Source organism: Candidatus Hydrogenedentota bacterium (assembly GCA_018005585.1).
Lineage (GTDB): Bacteria > Hydrogenedentota > Hydrogenedentia > Hydrogenedentales > JAGMZX01 > JAGMZX01.
The window spans coordinates 31,942-35,471 of sequence record JAGMZX010000051.1; the positions used below are offsets into that span (position 1 = coordinate 31,942).

Sequence of the window (3,530 nt, forward strand, 5' to 3'; positions counted from 1 at the left end):
TCGAGGAGCTGGAAATACACGGCCGTGTCGGCGGGCACGATGAAGTGGGCGCTTCCGTCCGGGGCGACCGGCACATCGCCGAGGATCCGTACGGGTGTCCAATTGGTTAGATTCTTCCGGTCGGCGTCCGGCCCGCCGTAGCGGTGGTCCTCGCCGTAGCGCTGTCCGCCGTTGTGGTTGTCGTAGGGCCAGCCGATGGGTTGGGCCACGCGCAAGTAGCGAACGCGCTCCGCGGGGATTTCTTCGCTGCCCATGGCAATATTGCTCACGCAGCAGGTGGCGTATGATTTCGCCGGGTCCGTGGTTTCGGGGAGGATGGGCGGCTGGGGCCGGGGCCGCAACGGAATTGGATAGAAACAGGAAATGTCCGGATCGCGATAAATCAGTTCCTTGTTCCCGTAGACATCCACCAGGTACAGCCCGTAACCGGCGGGCTCCGTCGTCTTGCTGCCATAGGTGTAGCACGCGAGAAAGCACGACTCGGACAAGGCCCAGGGCGTGCCGTAGAACCCTTCGTGGTCGTCCGTGCCGCCTTCGGGCACGGGAACGCCGTCCATCCCGCCTTCCGGCGGCATGAGATGCGGCGTCACGATGCCGATGCCGCGCGGCTCGTTTACGCCCATGTCGTGGTTGACGATGACGAGCGGGCCCGCCGCCAGCGTGTGGTGCCCCGCCGCAATCGCCACGAGCCTGGTACTGCCAGGGATGGACCGGACGTCTTCCAAGGCCCAGGGGTTCACGAAATGCTGTTTGAAGATCGCGTCGGCGCCGGTTCCGTCCGGCCGGATCACCCAGAGCGACTGAATGAAGGCCCAACTGCGCTCGTGGTATTCCCAGCGCGTGTACGCGATCATGCCGTTGTCCAGGCAATGCGGCAGGTAATCCCCGTCCTTGTTCACGCTGAGGCGGCGAATGCCGCTCCCGTCCGGCCGCATCACGTACAGGTTGCAGCTTGTTTCGTCCTTGTCGTACTCATTGCACTGAAGGGACGTGCCGCAGCGTTCCGAAACGAACACGATGTCTCCGTTGGGCGCATACGCGGGGTCCAGGTCGCTCCATTCGCCGGACGTCAATTGCCGAAGTGCGCCGTCGCCGATGTGTAGCTCGAAGATATGGACTGGCTCTTCCGTGCGGCGCAGCCGGTAGCTCTGCGTGCGGTCCAGCCAGCCTTCCGGTGGGTTTTCGCTTCTTGCGCGCGCATAACCGAACACGACCCGGTTCCCCTGGAACCAGAGGTCCAGCCCGTGCACGTGGCCTGGCCCAAGCGCCCCGTTGAGCAGGGTCCGCAGCGTCGCGACCGGCTGCTGGGGCGTTTCCGCGGGCGGCCGGGACAGCGCGGCGAACAGAGAATCGTCCGCCGTGGCCGGTTCGAGCACGCAGATGTCTCCGCCGGGCCGGGAAACCCACGGCATGTGATTCAGGCAGACGTCGGGATACGTCTCTTGCGTGAATCGCTTGATGAACAGGAGCTGGTCAAAGTCCAGGCGCGGGTTGCGGAATACCAGGCGGCGGACTATCCAGCGAGTGTCGAGATACAGCGCGCGCCGCGCCTCTTCAGGCGCATTGGGGGGCATGTCTTTGAGCCGTTGCTCGGCTTCGTTGACCTGGCGAAGATGCGCGGTCACATCGACGCCTTGCGCCCGCAACGAAGCGGCAAAGCGACGCGCACGCTCGATATGCCGCGAGGTCGGGTACTCCGGCGGGCCGGGAACCTTGACCGTCGACCACGGGCTCAGGCTGCTCTGGTCCGCCTGTTTGCCGAGCGCAAGGTTCGTGGCGGCTGCGCCTGTGCCATAGACTTCGACTTCGTCCAAGTGAAAGAAGAGGGGCTCCGTGCTCGGAATCGCGATCCGTATGTACCGGGCCGTTATCCCTTGCGGACCCAACACGACTTCGAGCGGGGGGGCGCCGCTCACGCCGCCGAAATGCTGTCCTTGATTGTCATGGAACAGCGTCCAGGTCTTGCCGTCGAGAGAGCCGAACATCTGCAGGCGGTCGGCGTTGTGCAAGCCCGGCGCGTAATCCAGGCGGTTGTAGACCACGACGCGGCCGGCCTGGACGGCCCCGCCCAAGTCCACCTGCCACCACGGATTTGCCTGCAAACCCACATGAAAACCGTATGTTCCGTTCTTGACCCCGTCGCAGCCGCCCGCCGCGTCGGATGCGGTGGTAAGGGGCGCCCGGATGCCGAGCAGCCAATCGGCCTCGATCTGTTCCCGCATGACACTCGCCGTCACCGGCTCGATTCTCGGAACGGTGAACGCCGGCACTGGAGACAGCGGCTCCTGTTCCGCGGCGAAGACCGCGAACGAGACAAGCAACGCGGTCAAGGCCCCACAGCCCCCGCGCCGCCTGCGATCACCATATGACATCGCGCCGGTCCCCGTGACAATAAACACCAAAACCCGCCCCCGATTCTCTCAAGAACCGGGGCGTCTTCGCAATCGTATGCACGCTGTGCGCGTTGTTCGCGCCGGACTCCATCACAATTCCGGGTCAAAAATGTTGCGCAATTCGGAATCGATGGGCGCGCTGGCGAGCCCGTGGTCGTCCTGGACCGGCCCGTCATTGAGCCGCCAGCGGACGACCGCCGCATCGCGCGGGGACGGCCCGCCGTCCGCGGGCTGGCTGCGGTAGCCGGTGCCGAACACCGTCAGGATGGAGCGGTCCGGGAGGAGCACGGACGAAGTCGCCTGACTGCTGGCCCACCAACCGTTCGGCCCCGTCCGGTTGCCGGTCCAGGCGTGCAGGATGTACTTGTGGTCGAGGTCCCAAGTCTGGCCGTTGTCGAGGCTGACGATGGCCTCGACGCCGAACTGCGGCAGGCCGTTCGCCGCGTCGGTGTATCCCTTGCGCACGACATAGGTCATGACGATTGCGCCGTCGGGCAGGAGCAGCATGCAGGGGTGATGCCGGCCATGGTCGTACAGCCGGTTCAGGTCAGACCAGGTCCGGCCGCCGTCTTCCGAAGTCGAAACGGCCAGACCCTCGTAGTGGTCCAGCGTTTCCCCCGGAAAGCGCGCGGGGATATCCGTCCGGCATGCCGCCACGAGGCCGCCATCCGCGGCGCGGAGCAGCGCCACTTCGCTGACCCCTTTCCAGGATGCGGGCGCGATGGCGTCGCTCCAGGTTCGGCCCTCGTCGCTGCTGAAGCGCAGATAGGCGGTCGAATAGCCGGGGCCTCTGCCCGATGCGTAGTGGTCGTGGTCCATGCTGTACCCCGTTTCCACGAGCCGCGTGATTTGCCCCGACGTGTCGTGCTCCACCAGCAGCGGGTCCCACAAATACCACGCCTTGCCGTCCGGCCCCGGCGGAACCGGCACCGGCTGAGCCTCGCCGCCCGGCCCGCCCCACGTTGCGCCATAGTCGCTGCTGAACCACATCCCGTCCACAACCAGCAGCACCTTTCCGTTGCCCAGATAGGTCAGGCTGGTGCCGAGGCCGGGGACGGTCTTGCCGTCCGCATCGAGGCGGACAGGCCGCGGCGGCGTCCACGTCGCGCCTTGGTCGTCGCTCGTGAGCACCATCGC

Annotated in this window: 2 protein-coding genes; both read right to left on the minus strand. The window is 65.9% G+C overall.

Annotated elements, in window-relative coordinates; genetic code table 11:
- On the minus strand, window positions 1-2,330 hold a 2,330-nt coding region (locus KA184_10665; protein MBP8130027.1), incomplete at its 3' end, for a discoidin domain-containing protein.
- Between the two features lie 153 nt (window positions 2,331-2,483).
- The coding region (locus tag KA184_10670) for an exo-alpha-sialidase (protein ID MBP8130028.1) at window positions 2,484-3,530 on the minus strand (1,047 nt) is incomplete at its 5' end.